This is a genomic window from Rhizobium sp. S163 (assembly GCF_030380805.1).
Lineage (GTDB): Bacteria > Pseudomonadota > Alphaproteobacteria > Rhizobiales > Rhizobiaceae > Rhizobium.
Window position 1 is genome coordinate 12982 of sequence record NZ_JAUDSA010000017.1, and the last position, 16914, is coordinate 29895.

16 protein-coding genes are annotated in these 16914 nt (G+C 57.1%); 9 read left to right on the forward strand and 7 right to left on the reverse strand.

The features are described 5' to 3' along the window. Nucleotides 1-308 precede the first annotated feature (308 nt). Entirely contained in the window at nucleotides 309-509 is a 201-nt protein-coding gene (locus QTL96_RS15375) for a hypothetical protein (protein ID WP_289728308.1), read from the reverse strand. A gap of 1 nt (nucleotide 510) precedes the next feature. Then, nucleotides 511-759: a hypothetical protein gene (locus tag QTL96_RS15380; protein ID WP_289728309.1), complete on the reverse strand. Its 249-nt coding sequence runs from the start codon at nucleotides 757-759 to the stop codon at nucleotides 511-513. A gap of 1048 nt (nucleotides 760-1807) precedes the next feature. On the opposite strand from QTL96_RS15380, the gene QTL96_RS15385 reads away from it, so the two are divergent. The 5 genes from QTL96_RS15385 to QTL96_RS15405 all read left to right on the forward strand — a co-directional run bounded on the left by QTL96_RS15385 (nucleotide 1808) and on the right by QTL96_RS15405 (nucleotide 7245). Next, nucleotides 1808-2917, forward strand: coding sequence for a PAS domain-containing protein (locus QTL96_RS15385; RefSeq protein WP_289728310.1), 1110 nt, complete (start codon nucleotides 1808-1810; stop codon nucleotides 2915-2917). An 11-nt stretch (nucleotides 2918-2928) separates the two neighbouring features. Further along, entirely contained in the window at nucleotides 2929-3354 is a 426-nt protein-coding gene (locus QTL96_RS15390) for a response regulator (protein WP_289728311.1), read from the forward strand. 34 nt (nucleotides 3355-3388) lie between these two features. Further along, nucleotides 3389-5701 (forward strand): GAF domain-containing protein, encoded by a 2313-nt coding sequence (locus tag QTL96_RS15395; RefSeq protein ID WP_289728312.1) that lies wholly within the window; start codon nucleotides 3389-3391, stop codon nucleotides 5699-5701. Further along, entirely contained in the window at nucleotides 5701-6081 is a 381-nt protein-coding gene (locus QTL96_RS15400) for a response regulator (protein ID WP_289728313.1), read from the forward strand. Before QTL96_RS15395 ends, QTL96_RS15400 begins: the two co-directional genes overlap by 1 nt. A gap of 1026 nt (nucleotides 6082-7107) precedes the next feature. After that, nucleotides 7108-7245 (forward strand): hypothetical protein, encoded by a 138-nt coding sequence (locus QTL96_RS15405; protein ID WP_289728314.1) that lies wholly within the window; start codon nucleotides 7108-7110, stop codon nucleotides 7243-7245. Nucleotides 7246-7413: 168 nt separating this feature from the next. Here QTL96_RS15405 and QTL96_RS15410 read toward each other — a convergent pair whose 3' ends face one another. The 3 genes from QTL96_RS15410 to QTL96_RS15420 all read right to left on the reverse strand — a co-directional run bounded on the left by QTL96_RS15410 (nucleotide 7414) and on the right by QTL96_RS15420 (nucleotide 12450). After that, nucleotides 7414-8406 (reverse strand): PAS domain S-box protein, encoded by a 993-nt coding sequence (locus QTL96_RS15410; protein ID WP_289728315.1) that lies wholly within the window; start codon nucleotides 8404-8406, stop codon nucleotides 7414-7416. 318 nt (nucleotides 8407-8724) lie between these two features. Next, entirely contained in the window at nucleotides 8725-8934 is a 210-nt protein-coding gene (locus QTL96_RS15415) for a cold-shock protein (protein ID WP_289728316.1), read from the reverse strand. Between the two features lie 351 nt (nucleotides 8935-9285). Beyond that, nucleotides 9286-12450 (reverse strand): type II toxin-antitoxin system ParD family antitoxin, encoded by a 3165-nt coding sequence (locus QTL96_RS15420; RefSeq protein ID WP_289728317.1) that lies wholly within the window; start codon nucleotides 12448-12450, stop codon nucleotides 9286-9288. Between the two features lie 282 nt (nucleotides 12451-12732). Between QTL96_RS15420 and QTL96_RS15425 the strand changes: the two genes are divergently transcribed. The 4 genes from QTL96_RS15425 to QTL96_RS15440 all read left to right on the forward strand — a co-directional run bounded on the left by QTL96_RS15425 (nucleotide 12733) and on the right by QTL96_RS15440 (nucleotide 15462). Next, the gene (locus tag QTL96_RS15425) at nucleotides 12733-14244 is read left to right on the forward strand and encodes a helix-turn-helix transcriptional regulator (protein WP_289728318.1); all 1512 of its coding nucleotides are present in this window, start codon (nucleotides 12733-12735) and stop codon (nucleotides 14242-14244) included. Nucleotides 14245-14392: 148 nt separating this feature from the next. Then, nucleotides 14393-14572 (forward strand): CsbD family protein, encoded by a 180-nt coding sequence (locus QTL96_RS15430; protein ID WP_289728319.1) that lies wholly within the window; start codon nucleotides 14393-14395, stop codon nucleotides 14570-14572. Between the two features lie 62 nt (nucleotides 14573-14634). Beyond that, entirely contained in the window at nucleotides 14635-14895 is a 261-nt protein-coding gene (locus QTL96_RS15435; RefSeq protein WP_289728320.1) for a BON domain-containing protein, read from the forward strand. A 48-nt stretch (nucleotides 14896-14943) separates the two neighbouring features. Continuing rightward, on the forward strand, nucleotides 14944-15462 hold the full coding sequence (locus tag QTL96_RS15440) for a DUF992 domain-containing protein (protein WP_289728321.1): 519 nt from the start codon (nucleotides 14944-14946) through the stop codon (nucleotides 15460-15462). Between the two features lie 1025 nt (nucleotides 15463-16487). Here the strand turns inward: QTL96_RS15440 and QTL96_RS15450 are convergent. Together QTL96_RS15450 and QTL96_RS15455 are read right to left on the reverse strand one after the other, a co-directional pair. Next, nucleotides 16488-16694, reverse strand: coding sequence for a hypothetical protein (locus tag QTL96_RS15450; protein ID WP_289728322.1), 207 nt, complete (start codon nucleotides 16692-16694; stop codon nucleotides 16488-16490). Nucleotides 16695-16721: 27 nt separating this feature from the next. Beyond that, a partial coding sequence (locus QTL96_RS15455; protein ID WP_289728323.1) for a hypothetical protein occupies nucleotides 16722-16914 on the reverse strand: 193 nt, incomplete at its 5' end.

Consider the following 16914-nt stretch of genomic DNA (forward strand, 5'->3'; position numbering starts at 1 on the left):
CATTCACCTTCGTAGACCAGATGCCGAAGTAGGTTCGGATGAGGATTGCTGCGATGTCTCCGACGTTAAGATGACCTTCGCTATACAGTTTGATAGCCGCGAATCGAAGCACACGAGACTAACCGTTCCTCAGATGAAACTTCGTAGTAGCGCTACCAGTGCTGGACGGCCTGCTGCATCAGAGGGATTTCGTTGTCTTTGCGGATGTCAACCCCCGTGGAAAACGGAAGTAGGAGATCGCGACGGCTCGTCAACCGACGGCAAAGGGCGACTCTTTCAATGACGCGCCAACCTTGCGTACAACAGTTTCACTCGCCGGGTGTGTCGTTGGCACGTTTTGCACCACGACGCCCGGACTCGAGAGCGTCGTCGTATGCTTCGTCGTCCACAACTGTCTTCGACGAGTGTTCGACCACTGCGGCGTGGGCTTGTTCTTCCACGGCGTCGAACGACCGTTTTTTTCGGGGCCAATCATGCATGCGCTGAGGGATCGGCGTGTGACCGGACATTTCAGCTTCTTTGCTCCTCGACATGCTCTTTCAGCTCGTCGCGGCTGATGTAGGTATCGGTCGCTCCGGCCTCGTGCTCGGGATGCGAAACTTCGACATCGATGTCTTCCGGGAGAGAAAGGGCCTGTTCCGTGCTCATCAGGCCCATCGGAACACGCTGACCATCGGAAGTAACCGCGACTTCCACAAGTTTGACGCCTTCGAGCGCGTTCTCGCTGTTATGATGGCTATGTTCGACTTCGATTGACATGGGGATTTCCTGTTCCAGAGAGAGGTTTGCCGCAAAACGTTCGAGGAGTTCGTCTGTTCCCGCAGATCTCCCCGCGCGTGGGTTTGCCGACCGACTAGCGAGCGAGTTCTCACTCGGCTGAGCCGACCTTGAGACATCTAATGGAAATCCTGCTCGGTTCGAATGACTAAGTCCACTCGACAACGACACGATCGAAGTCGGGAGGGCGATTGAGGTCGCCGACACAACGATCCAAGTCTCAACGCATCGAATCTGCCCACTCTGGAAAGGCGCATGATTTAATGCTGGGCGACACCATCGGGAACGAAGCCTTCGCCTTAACATATGATGCGCTTCGGAAGCAGGTCGCGACGGGAACTCGCGCAACTTACCTACTGTGTCGTCGCGCCATCCGCGTTTGCCGGTTTCCTGCGCGGCGCGGATTGGTCACAACACGCAACGCTTACCTGGATCGGCACACCACCTCCGTTCACAATGATTGCTGTCGCGCTTCGTTGCCGATCTGGGCGTCCGGCAAAATATCGTCGCCCAGGTGGACCAGGAGACGTCCATGGTCGCCATGGTTCGGACAGGGGTGGGATTGAGCCTTTGCCGAGAGTCGACTGCCCTCACGAACAACAGGCACATGGCCTTGTCATCGCTGAGAATGTGAAAATCTCCACGACACTGAGTTTTATTTGCCTGGACGCTCGCATCCACGATCCGATGGTCACGACTGCTCTAGACGCAATTAGAAGGGTCTGGGGCTGAATGGTGAGAGGGGCCACGAGAGACGTCGATCAGTTGCGCGTTATCCTTTAAAAGATATAGACATCCTAATGCTAGACCGGAGGTTACCACTTGGCGCTTGTCCGCGCGATTGAAGCGCGACCTGACTAGTGCATCTTGCCTCTCCCTCGGCCCAACCAATGGTCCAGCAGTGTTCTAACGGGCCGCTTATCAGCGAGGCGGAAGTTGCCCGTTTCCCCTGAAGCAGCGCCGTCAGATCGCCGTCATGGAACAAAATTGGTGTTTGCGCATTTCACAACGCTAACACCTAGGACTATCGATGACAGATGATACTCATAGCCGGCAGGACGCCAAAGACGCCGGTGAGCGTCTTGTCGCTGGCCACGTTTCGGAAGACCCGTTTGCGGCAGCTTTCAAAGCCACGCGCATGCCGATGCTGATCACCGATCCGCGTCAAGCGGACAATCCGATCATCTTCTGCAATACGGCTTTCTGCAAGCTGACGGGCTACTCGACAGAAGAGCTGATCGGCAAGAACTGTCGCATCCTTCAGGGACCGGGGACGGACCCAGAAGCCGTGTCGAGGCTTCGCGAGGCAGTTGTTGCTGAAAAGGATCTTTCGGTCGACATCCTTAATTACCGAAAGGACGGATCTGCCTTCTGGAACGCGCTCTTCGTCAGCCCGGTTCGGGATGCTTCAGGCACGGTGATCTACTTTTTCGCCTCTCAGCTCGACTTCACGAATATTAAAAGCAAGGAAGCAGAACTCGCACGCGCGCGTCATCTCGCTGAGGAAGAAGTGGCGATGCGGACAGCAGACTTGACCGACGCCCTGCGTGCAAAGACCACATTGGTTCACGAGGTCGATCACAGGGTCAAAAACAACCTGCTGACGATCGCATCCATCGTAAAGCTTCAGGCGAGGATGACCGAAAACGACGTCATTGAGCGTACGCTGATGTCTGTTCTCAATCGTGTTGAAGCTCTTAGCACCGTCCAGCGCAAGCTATTGAACGACGAGGAAGTGGGGCAATTCGATGTCGCCGACTTCGCACACACCCTTATGATTGACAAGATTGGCGCATTGAAGCGCTCCGATATACACCTGACAACGGATCTGCACGAGGTTGTGGTGCCTGCGACCAAGGCATCGCCTCTTGCTCTCATTATCAACGAACTGGTTGGCGACGCGATAAGGAGAGGTCTGAGCGACGGCGGTGGCGAGATCCATCTGGAGATCAGACGACTGAACGGTCACTTCCTTATCCGGGTCGTCGATACGGTCACGCCGGTTGACGTGGACAAAGAGGAAGCGACGTTCAGCCAGGCCATGCTCGAGGCGTGCCTCAAACAGCTTCGAGCGAAGATTGACCGAGCTGTAACGGGCCATCGGACAGACGTCAGCGTCACGCTGTCCGTCAAGGACTGAAAGGATCTGATTTGAATATTTTGATTGTGGAAGATGAAGTCCTTCTCGCCATGGAGCTGGAGAGCGAAGTCGAAGGCGCCGGCCATCGCGTTGTTGGGATGGCAACCGACAGCCGGGAGGCCATTGAGCTTATTGATTCCGCCTCGCCGCAATTCGCCTTTGTGGACATCCAATTGCTGGATGGCGCAACGGGTATCGACGTCGGACGCTACCTTTCGGCCAACGGAATTGCATTTGTGTTCGTATCGGGGAATCTCAAGCGCATCCCGGAAGATTTTGCCGGGGCGATTGGAGCGATCGAGAAGCCCTACACGATGAATGGTCTGCAAAATGCCCTGCAGTTTCTGCAAGCCATCGTCGACGGCGCCCGCGGCCCGCTAATTGCGCCGCCTAGCCTCGTCCTATCCCCTGTCGTACGCGCAACTCTTGCGGCATGATCAACTCCGCGAGTGTCGCGGTTAAGGAACGCCTGTGAGTTCACCATCGGAGCGCATCGGCGCCGTTCGAAATTCAGGCCTGCTTGATGTCCAGGGCCAATCCGAGTTTCAAGACATTATCGAGGTCGTCAAAGCCGGGCTCAACTGTCCCGTGGCACTTGTCTCCATTCTCGACGAGGACCGACAGGTGTTCATCGCCCATCTCGGCCTTCCGGAGAAATGGGCCGAAGCTGCCGAGACCCCGCTGACCCATTCCTTCTGTCAACACGTCGTTCGGGACAAGCAGCCCCTGATCATCGGCGACGCGACGATCCATGACCTTGTTAGAGATAACCTGGCGATCAAGGATCTCGGCGTGATATCCTACATGGGCGTTCCGGTTACAATGCCGGACGGTCTGGTGATCGGAGCGTTGGCCGCGATCGATGGAGAACCCAGGACCTGGGGAAAGCATGAGCTCGAGCTGCTGAGCCGCATCGGCAAGGTTGCATCGAACCAGATCGCCACCTTTCTATCGGAACGCCGGTGGAGTTCGCTTTTTGAGCAGCTCGAAGAGGGGATCATCGTCGGCTCGGTCGTCCGCGACGTCGATGGCCGCATTGTCGATTGGCGCTACGACAGTGTCAATCCGGCTTGGAGCAAGCTTGTGGACTATCCCGGCAGGGACGTCCCAGGTCGTACGATGCGAGAGATCTTTCCGCATTTTGAAGAGGAGTGGGTGTCGGACGTCGCGCTTGTTGTCGAAAGCGGGCAAAGCAAGCGTTTCACTCGACACGTCACTACCCTCGGACGTTGGTTCGACGGCTATGTGCAGGCGACAGGCAATGACAAATTCATCATCACTTTTGTCGACGTGACAGACCGCATGGAGGCGGTCGAAGCCCTCCGGGGTAGCGAGACGAAACTGCGCCTGATTGTCGAGGGCGCCAAAGATTATGTGATCGTCACGATCGATGACGAACAGCGTATAACGAGCTGGTTCGGCGGCGCAGAGGAGACCTTCGGCTGGACCGAGGCCGAAATGCTTGGACGACGGTTCGAGGAGATATTCACGGAGGAGGACCGTGCCGCTGGCGTTCCAGTAACGGAAGTGCGCAAAGCCGCAACGGAAGGCGTGGCGCTTGATCGACGTTGGCATCGCGCGGCCGACGGAACACGGGTCTTCCTAGACGGAACTATACGACCGTTTCCGGGCCATTCTGGTTCGGACGTACCGGGCTTCATCAAGGTTGCCAGAAACGCGACATCTCAGAAGATCGCCGAAAATCGACAATTGGCATTCCTGGAGCTCGGCGACAAGATACGAGAGCTGGACGATGTCAAAGATGTCGCGTTCGCCGCCGCGGAGATCATGGCCCGCAACCTGGAAGGCGCGACAAGAGCTGGTTATGGCGTCGTCGATCCAGTCGCGGAGACCGTGCAGATGCTGCCCGATTGGTGCGCCGAGGGCATTTCGACTGTCACCGGCTCGCACCAATTTCGCGACTATGGATCCTATATCGAAGATCTCAAGCGTGGCGACACGGTCATCATTTCTGACGTGGGCAAGGATCCGCGGACGGCGGCCTCAGCCGAGCTCTTCTATTCGATCGGGATCTCCGTGCTTGTCAATGTTCCCATCATGGAACACGGCGCGTTCGTAGGCGTCATGTTCGTCCACTACGACAGACCTCGTGATTTCTCGGCGGAGGAGCGCGACTTCGTTCGAACGATCGCAGACCGCACGCGGGAGGCGATCTCCAGGATCCGGGCGGAGCAGGAACAGCAGGTGCTCAACCACGAAATCAGTCACCGACTAAAGAATACGATGGCGATGGTCCAGGCGATCGCCACGCAGACCCTTCGCCCTGTCACCGATCGGGCGCCTGTCGAAGCTTTTACGAGCCGGCTTCACGCTCTCTCTAAAGCACACGAGGTTTTGCTTGGGCAGGACTGGTCGTCGGCGCGAATGATCGCGGTAATCGATTCTGTGCTCGGTCAGCTTTCCTTGCCAGAGCGATATTTGATCTCGGGTCCGGACCTTGAACTTGGACCGCGCTCGGCGCTTTCCCTGGCACTGCTGATGCACGAGCTGGGAACCAACGCGCTCAAATATGGAGCCTGGTCTAACGAAACAGGCAAGGTCGATGTTTCGTGGACTATGGAAGGAGCCAACGATGACAGTGCGCTTGTTCTTATGTGGGAAGAGCATGGAGGCCCGCCCGTAAGCGCCCCTTCGGGCAAAGGGTTTGGATCGAGGCTGATACGTCTTGGATTGATGGGAACCGGCGGCGTTGACGTGGATTATACCGCAGATGGGTTGAAGGTTAAGATGCGCGGATTGGTTTCTCAGTTGAGGCAGTCGTGATGACCGAAAGTGACATCGCCAAGGACGTTGCGATCGTTCTGGTCGTTGAAGACGAGCCGCTCCTGCGTCTCGCCGGCATAGACCTCGTCGAAGCTGCTGGATATGAGGCGGTAGCGGCGTCGGACGCGACGGAAGCCGTTGCGATACTTGAGTCACGCGATGACATCCGTATCGTCTTTACAGATGTCGATATGCCACGCGGCGTCGACGGAATGCGCCTCGCCGCAATCATTCGAGACAGATGGCCGCCTATCAAGGTGATCGTGGTCTCCGGGCATATCGATGACCCAGGAAACGTGATCCCAGCCGAGACGGTGTTCTTCTCGAAGCCCTACCGAGAGGAACAGATCGTCGAGACCATCAGGCAGATGCTGTCATAATCGTCAATATCGAGGATGCCGCACGACCGGCACTCGTGCGATATCCGAGCATCTATTTCCTGGCGTCAGGATCTAAAAAGCCCTTCGCTAAGCGATCTCGCGGCAATTCTATGGTTTTGAAGTGATTCGAGCCTGCGGCCCACAAAGTGATCGACATCGACCCGCTGCGAGTACGTGATAAAGTGGTTATGAAGTAGTGTACCAAGCGGAGGAGGACAATCGGAATTGCTCCCGCCCTGCACGTCGTGCTTCACCCATTTTGGCGACCGGCTTCCATTGGAGCGCACAGTCCCAAGGTTGCCGCAACTCCTCCAATCAAGAGTACCGAAGAATGTCCGGCGTGGTCAGCAAGGACGTCAGCGAGAGGTCCCGTTGCACCGTATGCCAGATCCTGAAAGGCCGCGAAGCCACCGATTGCTGTTCGCCGAACTTGAGGCGGTACCTAACTCTCGGTGAGTTTAAGGCAGTCGCAGCGGGGAGATGAATTTTCGATCGCACGGCTTCACAGCTCTAGCTCCCAGCTCCTGACCTACATCCGTTCTAATCGCGGTGCGATCATCAACTATGGAAAGCCCTACCGGGCCGGGTCTCGCATACCACACTTGCCGAGTTTGCGGTAAATTCACTTGTCGGAAAACGGAGGTAAAGAAGATGCGATAATCGCCCCAAGGCTCTCACATGCTCATGCACGTCCGGACGGCCGCGTTGAACGGCGAAGTTCGCGATCGCTTGAAAGCACCGTTGCGGCAGCCATCACCTAACGTACCTTCGATATTCAAACCCAAGCCACCCCTCCTGCGCGCCGCCTGACCCCAGAGAAGTTACCGGTCTCGTATCTTCGCCTGGGCGGGGGCCGCGTCGCGAGGGCGATGACGACATCGTCAGTGTCCTCTCGGAGAGGTCGACCCCTCGGAAGCCGAGTCTTTCTGGCAGGCTCGCGTCGAGCCGTTGGGCGAAAGACAATGGCGAGACATCGCCATCCACCTGCCATCCATAGCGACACGTGAAATCACGCAAGGGAAAACCATGGCCGACGAAAACGATGAGGGTAGCGATGCGGCTCGCACAGATCCCGAAACTGCTGATCGGGACCGCGAGGTACTCGAGAAGCGTGCGGAACAAGACATCAAGCGAGTGATGCAAGGAGACGTCAAAGACCTTTAAGACAGACCTGCCAGGGGACCACGCAGATTAGAGGACACCAGCGATGCACAGACAAAAGGAGACGAAGACAAGGCGGCCGGCCCTCGATCGACGCTTGGATCGGAAGCCGCCGAACCATCTCCGGAATGAAACGAGCCAACCCATCGAGGAGAGACAATAAACCGCGTGTCAAAGCGAAACTGACGAACCCACCCCGATCTGGATGCGTGCCAGCGGCGCCTTCAGCTTCCAGACGACCAACCCGTCGGAAAAACTCCAATTCGCCTGACCGGATAAAGCTGATGGCACCAGCTTTGAGAGAACCAGCGCGCCAAAGCCCTCTTCTTGCGCCAGCAACTCAGCATAAGCCACCGCCGGTTCAGACCAGACCAGCTCCAGCATGTCCACGCCTCCGTCGCTCGACAACCCCCACGTCACGGATATGCCGCCGGCGTCTGTGACCCCGAACCGCATCGCATTGATGACCAGTTCGTGAAAGGCCATGCCAAGATTAAGGACGGCATTAGCGTCAAGAGTGATTTCCGGGCCTATAACCTGGACCGGATGGAGAGCTCCGAACGTTCCGACCTGGTGTGCGACGAGGTCGGCAAGGCTGACACCAGCCCAGTCTACTTGCGAAAGCAGATCGTGCGAGTGAGACAGCGCCATAATGCGTTCGCGGACACGATCCTCGAATTCGTCGATCGAACGGGATCTTGTCGCCGTTTGCCTGATGACCGCCAGGACGACGGCGTACTGATTTTTGACACGATGATTTATCTCTCGCATCAGGAGGCGAAGTCGGCGGTCGCTTTCACGCATCTCCGAGATATCACGGGCAATGCTCGATGCCCCCACGAGCTTGCCGGCCTGGCTTTTGATCGGGGAAATCGTGATCGAAATCGGGACCATCCGCCCGTCTTGATGGCGCCTGGTCGTCTGAAACGGCTCGATCCGCTCCCCTAGCTTCAGCCGACGTAAGATATTGGTTTCTTCATCCCGTCTGTCTTCGGGTATGATCATGAAGATGGGCTGTCCGACCGCTTCGTTTTCCAAATAGCCAAACATGCGTTCGGCAGCCTTATTCCAGCTTACGATCGTGCCGGAAAGATCCTTACTGATGATCGCGTCGAAGGAGGACTCGACGATTGCTGCGAGGCGTTCTGCGCTGTGTTCATCCATGCCCGACTGCTCGGCTTTCACTGTCACGTTGGAGTGATTTAGGCAGACGCCTGATAGATCAACCTCATAAATCGTAAGAAACTTTAGGCAGGGCGAGCCTGAGCCGCAGAGTGACGCCTCGATCACCGTCGACCGCTGTCAGGCACGGTCGTACGTAAAGGACGTCAAAACGGTCGTGACGAAGATACTCGCCCGTTCCTCTTCCTTGAAGTTGGCCATGAGGCCAGAACGAAAAAGGCCAAGTGAAATGCCTCTCCTTAAGTGATAATTGCTTCCGACAATGCCAGTACATCCGTGGTCAAAGGGAAGCAGCTATCATCAGGCAGCCTGGAGGTTTGTGGCCGACATCTTGCCCGATTTCCTGTCGCGCTCGAGTTCGAAGCCGATCTTCTGACCTTCGACGAGCTCGCGCATACCAGCGCGCTCGACGGCCGAGATATGAACGAACGCGTCAGCGTCGCCGTTGTCAGGCTGGATAAAGCCGAAGCCCTTGGTGGAATTAAACCATTTTACTGTGCCCGTGGTCATCATGAACCCTTTCAAAGCATAGATTGAGGGACCGCGAAGCATACGCCACGCAGCGGAAAACCGACTATTTTTGAGAGGGAATTTCGTTTAAAGCGCGGTGCCAATTGCGCGGTAGACAAAGCTCGGCAAGCAAAAGATCGATGACGTATCAATAGACGAATAGCACCCTAAGCGTCAACGATTAGTTTTGAAATACTTCGAATAAGCACCTTGAGTTGCATCCATTCTTCCGCAATCAGACATGCTGACGAAAGCATGGGCTTGTCGGACTGCGCCATGACAGGACGATCACGGCGCCGACAGCGCTTATCGCCACAGTGTCATTTTCGGGCTCGGGAGCGCTTGCAGCACTTAGATCTCTTCCTCTTCGCCGACGCTGCTGCGTGCCGGATTTCCGTCTGCAAACCGATACGCCCCTGCAGTGGCTAAAGCCTCAGCGAGCTTCGCTGCGTCATAGGGTTTCGCCAGTACGATGGCACCGGTCTCACCGCGGACGGCAGAAGGGTCACCGGTGGCGAATATGATTGTCGTTGACGGGTTCAGAGCCCTGGCTTCGGCCGCCAGTTCTAATCCTGACGCACCCGGTAGATTGAGGTCGGTCATAAGAATATCGACCGCCATCGTCTGCAGAGCCGCTTTGGCTTCCTCGGCGCTTCCAGCCTCCACGACAATCAATCCGGCGTCCTGCAGCATCTCAGCCGTATTGATGCGGATGAGCGCATCGTCTTCGACCAGCAGTACAGTTACGCGTCCGACTTTTTCGGCGGTCGCCACCGCGCTCGTTGCGGACGTTACCGAGGCGTCGAGCTTTGGCAGTGAGTCCGGCGGGAGAAGCGTTGACTTTAGATTTCGACGCTGAGCTTGATTGGCCAAAACATGCCGGAACTTCCGCGCAAGCGCCTCGCGCGTGTAGGGCTTCGACAAAAGCTCGACCCCTGCATCCAGCCTGCCGCCGTGGACGATCGAATTTTCTGTATACCCGGACGTGAACAGCACGGCGATGTTCGGCAGCCGCTCCTTCGCCTTGCGGGCGAGTTCTGGGCTTTTGAGCGTTCCCGGCATCACGACGTCGGTAAACAGGATATCGATCGGTATGCCGCTGTCGATCACCGTCAACGCGCTCGATGCATCGACCGCCTTTAGCGTGCGATAGCCAAGGTCAGTCAGCATCGCGATGACGGTTTCGCGGACCTCAGCGTCATCCTCGACGACGAGGACAGTTTCCGTGCCTCCCACGATCGGCCCATTATCTACCTCGACTTCGACATCCTCCACTTCCATTGCGCGCGGCAGATAGAGCTTGATCGTCGTGCCATGGCCTACTTCCGAATAGATTTTCACATGGCCACCGGACTGTTTGACAAAGCCGTAGACCATCGACAGACCAAGACCGGAGCCCTTGCCTTCCGCCTTCGTGGAAAAGAATGGCTCAAACACCTTATCGATAATCTCCAGCGGCATGCCCGACCCAGTATCGGACACGGCCATCATCACGTACTGACCGGGGGTAACCTCGTCATGGCTACGCGCATAGGCATCGTCGAGATGCGCGTTCGACAGCTCAATGGTGAGCTTGCCCCGCCCTTCCATGGCATCGCGTGCGTTGATTGCGAGGTTAAGGAGAGCATTTTCGATCTGGGTGGGATCAACAAAGGTATTCCAGAGCCCTCCCCCCACAACGGTTTCAACCTCGATGGCTTCGCCGATCGCGCGGCGGATCATGTCATCCATGTCACGGACGAAACGGCTGATGTTGACCACCTTGGGCTCGAGCGCCTGACGCCGCCCGAAGGCCAGCAGTTGGCTGGCGAGTTTTGAACCTCGCGCAACGCCGGCCATGGCGTTAGCGATTTTAGCCTCGGCGCGTTGGTTGCCGGAGACCTCCTTTGAGAGGAGCTGCAGATTGCCGCTGACGACTTGGAGCAGGTTGTTAAAGTCATGCGCGACGCCGCCGGTCAGTTTCCCGACTGTTTCCATCTTCTGAGCCTGCGCCAGCTTCGCTTCGGCCTGGCGCCGCTCGGCGATTTCGGAAATGACCCGCGCTTCAAGATTTTCATTCAGCTGCTTGAGCTGCTCTTCGGCCCGTTCCCGGTGACGGACCTGGCGCGAAAGCGCTTCCGCTTGATCACGCAATGCGGCCTCGGCTGCGCGTTGATGCGTAATGTCAGTATGCACGCCGACCCATTCAACGATATCGCCCTTCGCACCGATGATCGGCAAAGCCCGGATAGCAAACTGGCGCCAGGCTCCATCATGTCGGCGGACACGGTGCTCATGCACATACATGGATTTCGCTTCGACTGCGGCGTTCCAGGTCGCGACTGACGCATTCATGTCATCCGGATGCACGGCTTGCGCCCAACCAAATCCTTGATATTGATCGAAAGTCTGACCGGTGAGTGCTGCCCATCCCGGCTGCTCGCCGACCATTCTGCCGTCCGCGCTGTTCGTCCAGAGAACGCCATGCACCGCGTTCATGGCCGTACGAAACCGGCTATTGCTCATTTCAAGCTCGGCTTCTCGGACAGCGCGGTCTTCGATATCGATGCCAAGGATGTAGATGCCCGGGACTGATCCATCTGCCTCGACGTGCGGGACGTAGCGAATTTCGAGGCGCCTCGGCGCGCCGCCAAGAACCGGCATATCGGTCTCGGCGGTAACAACCTCACCTGTCAGCGCAAGATCGATATCGGATCGCCGGTTTTCGTATGGCCCCTCACCGATCGCTGCGGCGATATGTTTACCGATCATGTCATCCGGCTTCATCCCGAACCACGCCTCGTAGGCGTGATTGGCGAAGCGATAAACATGCTGGCGGTCGACATATGATATCAGCATCGGCACAGCATCGGTCACGCGGCGGAGTTGGCCTTCGCTGTCATTAAGCCGCTTTTCCATCGCGACGCGGCCGCTGTTGTCGACGACCGTGCACATCACGCCGCCGATTTTACCGTCGGCCTCATATACCGGCGTGTAGAAGAGATCGAAGATAAATTCTTCGGACCGCCCATCTCGGATGAGCATCATGCTTTGATCGTGATAGGAACGAAGCTCACCACGAAGGCCGGCCTCAATCATTTCGCGGTTCCAGTCCCAGATCTCCGGCCAGACTTCTGCGACGTTGCTGCCGAGAGCGGCAGGATGTTTTGCGCCTGCGATCTCGGCGTAGGTGTCGTTATAGATCATCACATGGCCGGGTCCCCACATCAGTACTTTCGCGACCGGCGAATTGACGATGTTCGCGACCGTCGTGCGGAGCTCGACCGACCAATCCTTCATCGGTCCAAGCGTCGTCTCCGACCAGTCCTTTTCCCGAATGACTTTCCCGCACGCCCCGCCTCCAATCGGCCAGGCTGATGCAAGCGTTGCCGCCGGTTTGGCGCCGTCGCGAAGCAGTCGAAGCCCCGACCGGACAACCTCACTGGCATTGCCATAGTCGCCGGATGACAAACATTCGGAAATAAACCCCTCGAGCTCTGGGGTCAGTGAGAAATTGCGTGTGAGACGTTTAGCCATAACTGGCTCGTCTCATGGAATTTTGCGTGTGTCAACGTGTGGCACCCCCCAGTCGAGTCCTATTTCAATCGACCTTGGCTCTCCTGCGAAACTATCATCGCAACGCTCCGCACGACGATTACAACGTTCGGGTCTAGGTACTGGACGTTCGATTGAATTTCCGGTGCTGCCACACACGCGTGTCGCAATTGACGCTGCATTGTCGAAAATCGGTGATCCCGACCCTTTACATCGTTCCGATGGACGCAACCTATTGCCCCGCCACAGCACTTGAGGGACGACATGCTCGAAAATCCTGAGCCGCCAAAGATCAACAAGGGCAGCCTTCAAGAACTGATCGGGGGCCTGAGTGACGGCATCATTATCATTGAGCAGGGAGGCCGTATCGCCTGGGCCAATGCCGCAGCCATCGCCATGCATCGGGTAACTAACCTAGAGGAACTCGGAGGCGATGCAGCCGGGTATCGCCGAACGTTCACTCTGCGGTATCGGAATAATCACCCTCTGGAGGAAGGCCAATACCCCATGGAGCGGCTCGTCGCCGGCGAGACAATCGACGACGTAACGGTCGAGGTATCGCCGGCAACCGATCTTGACCTGGTCTGGGTACACACCGTGCGCACGATGTTCATCACCGACGCCGGCGATAAGCCTGACGCCCTTGCCCTGATCATCAAAGATGAGACCGCACGCTTCGAAGCAGAGGAGCGGTTCGAGCGATCGTTCAACGCCAACCCGGCTCCGGGCCTGATCTGTCGCCTCGACGATCAGCGCTTTATCCGGGTAAACGAGGGATTTCTGGAGATGACAGGCTTCACCAAGGACGACGTCATCGGCAGAACCGTGGAGGCGATCGGTCTATTTTCGAACTGCGAAACGGGTGACGACGCTCTTGCGAAACTCAATGATGGCCGGGTGATACGCCATCGTGAAGCTCTAGTTCCCCTGCCAGGCGGCGGCGACCGGCTTGTGATCGTCGCCGGAGAGCCGATTTCTGTGGTCGAAGAGCCGTGCATGCTGTTCACCTTTGCCGACCTCGATGCCCGGCGAAAGGCCCAAAACGCACTTCGTCAGAGCGAAGAGCGCTTTTCAAAGTCCTTCCGGCTGTCTCCTGCTCCGGCTGCTATTTCACGGCTCGATGACTTCGTATTTACAGAAGCAAACGACGCCTTCCTACAGGTTTCGGGATACGAGCTGACGGAGGTTGTCGGCCGGACTGCCGGCGAACTCCACCTTTGGGAAGACATTGCCGCCAGACGCGCTGTGGAGCAAAAGCTGCGCGATAATATCTTTGTTCGAGACGAACCAATGCGGTTGAAACAGAAAGACGGTAATGTTGCAGACTGTCTGGTTTCCGCTGAGCGCGTCGAAATCAATGACGAGCAGTGTGTGATCTGGGCTCTCCAGGATGTCACAGAACGCCGGCGCAGCGAGGCGCAGCTCGTGGAGGCGATCGAAAGTGTCATGGCCGATACGTCCTGGTTCAGCCGCTCGATTGTCGAGCGGCTTGCGACGCTCAAGCAAGGGTCAACGGCCCCGACGAAAGGACTGCTGGAGCTTAGTGAGCGGGAGCGGGAAATTCTCGGTCTGATCTGCAATGGCCAGAGCGACGCCGAGATGGGAGAAACGCTGCATCTTTCGAAGAATACCATTCGAAACCACGTCGCTTCGCTTTATGCAAAGATCGGCGTCAACCGCCGAGCCGCCGCGGTCATTTGGGCGCGTGAGCGCGGCTTTACGGCACTCGATCCGAAATCCCGAACGCGTCCTGAGAAAACACCGAGAAAAAAGTGATCTCGACCGCAAAAAGGTCACAGGATACCAATCGCACTAGTACTTTCAGCTCTGAATTTCTCCCCGAGACAGCTTTATCTCCCTGTTCATGACGCCGGCCAACCCCGGGGTCAATGATCGAAACACTGTCTAAAGGAAAGGCTGCATTATGGATAAGAACCGTATCGAAGGTGCCGCGAAGGAACTGAAGGGCACGATCAAGGAAGTTGCCGGCAAAGTCACGGGCAACGAGAAACTCGAAGCAGAAGGCAAGGTCGACAAGGCCGCCGGCCAGGTGCAGAGCACCGTTGGTAAGGGCAAGGACGCCATCAAGGACGCGTTGAAGTGAGGTTCTACGATCACGGCTCGCTGCAAAGGCGAGCCGTGATCATCCAAAAAGGATCACGCCAGATGTTTTTTCAGTCTTACGAGTGCGCAGCAACCGTTGCGGATCCCATTGCGACCACTGAGGCGATCAGGTGCCTTTTGACCTACACTCATGGTCTGGAGGATTGCCTCATCGACGTTGAGATGGTCGACGGAACGATCATGCTCACCGGCACGGCGTCGTCAGAGGAAGCCGCAAGCACGGCGACCTCGATTGCTGCCGACTTCACGTCAAAACCCGTGCTTTGCAGTCTGCAGGTCGCTGGTACGTCGAAGTTCGCGTGACTCCGATCGTCAGACAAACCACGCAATATTCCGAACAAGGAAGAGAAAATGAAGAAGACGCTTATTCTCGCGATCGCCACCACCCTTTCCCTTGCCTCCGTTGCCACTGCAGCCGATACCCACCACAGCAAAAGGCAGCATAAGCAGCAAGTTGCCTCTCAGCCGAAGGAGCGACTGGGCACGTTGTCTTGCGAAGTCGCCGGTGGCGTCGGCATGCTGGTCGGCTCCAGCCGCGCCGTGGATTGCCAGTTCAAACAGCGCACCGGCAAGGTCGAACGCTACACCGGTACGATCGGCAAACTCGGCATTGACATCGGCGTGACCGGTAAAAGCTATCTAAGCTGGATCGTGGTCAACACAACGCCAACGACGGTCGGCGAAGGTAGCCTTGCTGGTACTTATGTCGGTGCATCAGCCGGCGCATCGCTTGGCCTAGGCCTGGGGGCTAACGCGCTAGTTGGCGGCAACGCCAAGAATTTTGGCCTTCAGCCGCTCAGTGCTGAAGCCGGGACCGGGCTCAACGTGGCAGCCGGCGTTTCGCGACTGCAACTGCGCAAGGCTGGGTGAGTTCTTACTCAAGCGAGACAGCAGCGCTGGCGGTTGTACCGCTGACCATGCATCTCCAGCGTTGCGACCCTTCAGCCCCCTGCGCCACGCATTGTGGCGCAGGGGTTGATCACTGTCAGCTCAATCCTGAGGGTTACGTCTCAAGGAGGTTAAAGACGCCAGAGTTCTTTAGCGGTGCTCTTGTGACAAACTGTCAGGTTCATTTCAGTGGGTAATCATGTCGACTCTTCCGCTTTACAGAGCGGACCATATCTTCGGCAAGAACCAGGCTGGCCGGCGGACGTCGGCCTTCCTTTGACCGAACCACTGCATCGATATAGGCCAGTGCGTTTGCCATGCCGTTTATCGTGTATGGCTTCTCGATGGCACCTAACGCACCCGCGAAATCCTTGGGCAGCTTCTTGATGTTGCCGCCGACAAAAATATAGGTGCATGTGTCTGCAGAAGGTTATCGGATTGTCGTTCTGGTTCGGATCGGTGATATCATCGGCATGCCAGTCGCCTTGAACCCGCGGCGAACGGGTCCTCCCGGACATGTATATACTAAAGGTGGTCTACCGCGGCCCTGGCATCAAGTCGTCTCGGTGTCTTGCATCGTCGGCCTCTGGCAACCCAGCACGCAAAGTTTTGGCGGAGGATATAGTTCCGCATTTACGTGGATTCGCCGAACACGGGAGACGTGCCGGTGGGGTCGGCCAATTTTCTCTGCGGGCTACGAATGATTGGTTCTTGCCGCCGCGTGTCGATCATATGCGTGCGGCGTCATTAGCAAGCGACTTAACGTGGCCACTGAAGCTGCGGGAAAGTTTCCTGGGATTGCTCGTCTTGGCAAGCGTTCGTTGCGCCATCGCCTGGAAGACCGCCGGCGTGTCCTTCACGCGCTGGTTCAGTCGTTCATCAGCAACCGCATTGCACGTCCTGCAGCCGACCTGATTGAACGCAGACGCGCTGCAGAGACGCAGAAGCACGCACGCATGAGCTTTTGAGAGCCAATAGCTGGCAGGTGGCAGACCTTCACGATCTCGTCAGCGCTGATGTCCACGCAGAAGATTATGGCTCAGCGGCTTTTCGAAGCGCGGCCGGAACTGGTTGTCGAGGTCGTTTCCCCTATCGCGACCGTTGCCGCGTCTTGCTTGGCCGCAAAGGTCGTTGATGCTGCTGGCGAGAAAAAGGTTCAAATGAAGAATGGCAATCTGTGAAACACTCATTTGAGAACGATGATCAGCGGTCAAAGCAGCATCGCCTCGACGCTGAAGGTCTCAGCCCACTGCGGTCCTATCGCGCGAGACATTTGTATGACGGAGGAGAACGAGCGTCTCAGCATAAATCTCCCGCCGGCGTTCTTCTCTCATCGAGTAGAGCCGTTTGCGTTCGCTCGGAGAAACTCGACTGCTTGGGCCTTGCGGCTTGATGTCCTCCGCCTCGACTAGGTCGATCAGAAGGTTTCGCATT